The organism is Aurantibacter sp., from assembly GCF_042094015.1.
Classification (GTDB): Bacteria; Bacteroidota; Bacteroidia; order Flavobacteriales; family Flavobacteriaceae; genus Aurantibacter.
This window is the reverse complement of record NZ_JBELDZ010000127.1, coordinates 1-2,650: the sequence shown is the minus strand read 5'-3', so window position 1 is coordinate 2,650 and position 2,650 is coordinate 1. Positions and strand designations below refer to the sequence as shown.

Below are 2,650 nucleotides of genomic sequence, written 5' to 3'. Positions count from 1 at the left end.
TCAAATACAAAGAGCTTGGCTACAGAATAAATAACCGAATGTTGGATATTCATCCATTGCTGTGTGCTAATGACCAACAACTTAAAAAAAATCTTAGTATTTTTAAAACACTATATGAGGCTGAGTTTACAGAGCAAATAAATGTTTACAAAAACAAAGATAATGAGTTGCACCCTTATCCATCCAATCCAATATGGATAAGTTTATCAGGACGATTTGTAGGAATAGATAGTCGCACATTATTAGTTGAACCATCTGAAGAATGGCAGTTTCTTCTATTTGATATGGAGCTTTATGAGTTTGTAGATTACGGCTGGCAAGATTTATTAGGAATTGATGAGTCAACTAAAAGTATTATCGGTAGATCTATGATGCTTTGCGGTAATGAAACTCAAGATAATAGTGTGTATACTTATAGTTTGAATACTAGAAATCAAGTTACTAAAATAAAGAGTAAATCTATACTAGCAGATCAATATACCGAGTCTAAAATATATCTTCCTTTAGCAGATTTAAATAAGATATTTTTATTGTCTGATGAACCAGTACGTATAAAAGATTTAATCTTAGAGAAGCAAGCATTTTATGCCGATGAAAACGAATTTCAGAGTATTTGCGAATCTTTGATTACTGATTTTTATGACCGATATGATATTACTAAATTTTCAAATACCCAAAAGATAGACTTTACACATAAACTTTTTCAGTTTCAAAATTTTCTCAAACAAAATGAATTGCCTTTTTAAAGTCATACTTTAAATTTATCAGAAACTGCATCGCTAACATTAAGCCACTCTTTGTCTTCGATACAGGAATATTGGCTTTTTAATTATTTAACTAGTTTAGAAAAAGTAAGATATAGTCAAAAATCTCGGATCTCGTTTGTAGACACAGTGCCTATAAATGAAGAAATCAACTAGCTCTCAAAAAGTTAAAGTACCTATTACACTAAAGATTTGATAACGTCTTCCAACAGAGGATTTAAAATAAAACTGAAAAATAGTAATACAAATCCAATTATTAATAGGCATAAAATTGTAATTAATAAAGGTGGTTTTTTATACAAGTTTATCACAAAAAGAAGCAATAATCTTTCAACTTTATCTACGAAACCATTTGCCTCTGCACGTTTTTCCAATTCATACGAGACCTCCCCACTATTAACATATCTAACTAAACTACCAATAGCTATAGTATATATCCAAAAAAAAGGATTTTCACTTCCAAAAACTATCTGAATTATAACAATGATCACCACAAAAAACATTGCAAAATTCAAGATTTGCAAAGATTTTTTTTTAAAGTAAATTTCTTTTTTTTTAGAAATTAAATTGTTTTTATTTTCACTGTGTTCAAATGAGTTTTCTCGTAACGTCTCAAAATCCTTCTCAATTTTCGATTTAATAATATTTTTTTCTCTTATAAATAGAAATAATACAACGAAAAAAAATAAATATATAACTATCATAATTTGTTAGTTTATTAAAGTTAAAAAAACTGATCTTGATCCCAGTCATCATTATCTGTATTTACCTCCTTTTGTTTATGATTAGTTTTAATTTCTTCCTTATTAGAATCCCAACCAATATCATCCATCCATGACGGTTCATTTTTACTGAGTATAACCCATAAAAACAAATATAACAACAGCAAATAACCAAATGATAAAAAAATCCCAATAAAAAATAATATCCTAAAGAATGTTCCTCCTAGTAAAAAATAATCTCCTAGTCCGCTACAAACTCCACCTAGCATTCGATTTGTTGTGTTTCTATGTAATCCCATAAATGTTAATATGTTTACCCAATATACCCTTTGCCCCAACATTGTTGACATTGCTCACTTCTACCAGATTGATATCTTACTCTACCGTTACCTCCACATCTCGGGCATTTGTTATTTTGTTTATATCTTTCTTGAGCAGCATATTTTTCTCTGTTTGCTTCAGCCTCTTTCGCTTTCTTGTACTGTTTGACAATTTCAGAATTTCTTTTGTGCTCTTGTTTTCTAATCTCGTCATTTCTTTTGTTTTCTTCTTTCCTTATCTCTTTGTTTCTCTTGTGTTCTTTTTTTAATCTTTTATCTTGTATTTTATTGTCTTTTCTTTTTGATAAAAATTTACCACCATAATAGATGCCTGCACCTAATGCAGCTATTTTTGCTATGTTTGACAAAACTTCCACTGTTTTTGAATTACCACTATCTTCTTTAATTATTTCTGCTTCTAATGTTTCTGAGCTAGTATTAGATTCAATAGTATTTAAATTAATCATAAGATCATTAGAACTAACTATCTGACCAATTTCCACATGTATATATTTAATATCGCAAAAATAAGGAGATCTTACTGGGGCTCTTTTACCAGTAGCGTTGGCTAAAACTAAAATAATATCGTTTTTATTTACGCTTTCAGATTTTTTACATCTTATTTCATCAATTATATTGAATCCATCACTAATGATTGATTGGTATTTTTCAAATGTTAAACGCATAGCAATTATAAAAGATTATAATAATCAAATATAAATAAAAAAAAATCTACAAATAAAAAGTTGTTTCAAATAATAATTATGGGCAAAGGGACTTAAATCAATCTATTTTGGTGAGGATTTAGTTATTTTAAGTCCAAAGCGATAGCTGATATTTCAAC

Annotated in this window: 4 protein-coding genes; 1 reads left to right on the top strand and 3 read right to left on the bottom strand. The window is 28.5% G+C overall.

The genetic code is table 11. The features are described 5' to 3' along the window. Window positions 1–746: hypothetical protein (locus tag ACFDSN_RS12045; protein ID WP_375240102.1), on the top strand; the 746-nt coding region annotated here is incomplete at its 5' end. A 197-nt stretch (window positions 747–943) separates the two neighbouring features. Here ACFDSN_RS12045 and ACFDSN_RS12040 read toward each other — a convergent pair. Genes ACFDSN_RS12040 through ACFDSN_RS12030 form a run of 3 tightly spaced genes read right to left on the bottom strand, consistent with a single transcriptional unit; the run spans window position 944 to window position 2,492 of the window. Continuing rightward, complete coding sequence (locus tag ACFDSN_RS12040; RefSeq protein WP_375240101.1) at window positions 944–1,468, bottom strand: hypothetical protein; 525 nt, start codon at window positions 1,466–1,468, stop codon at window positions 944–946. 20 nt (window positions 1,469–1,488) lie between these two features. Further along, window positions 1,489–1,785: a PspC domain-containing protein gene (locus ACFDSN_RS12035; RefSeq protein WP_375240100.1), complete on the bottom strand. Its 297-nt coding sequence runs from the start codon at window positions 1,783–1,785 to the stop codon at window positions 1,489–1,491. Between the two features lie 14 nt (window positions 1,786–1,799). Then, on the bottom strand, window positions 1,800–2,492 hold the full coding sequence (locus ACFDSN_RS12030) for a hypothetical protein (RefSeq protein ID WP_375240099.1): 693 nt from the start codon (window positions 2,490–2,492) through the stop codon (window positions 1,800–1,802). Window positions 2,493–2,650 lie beyond the last annotated feature (158 nt).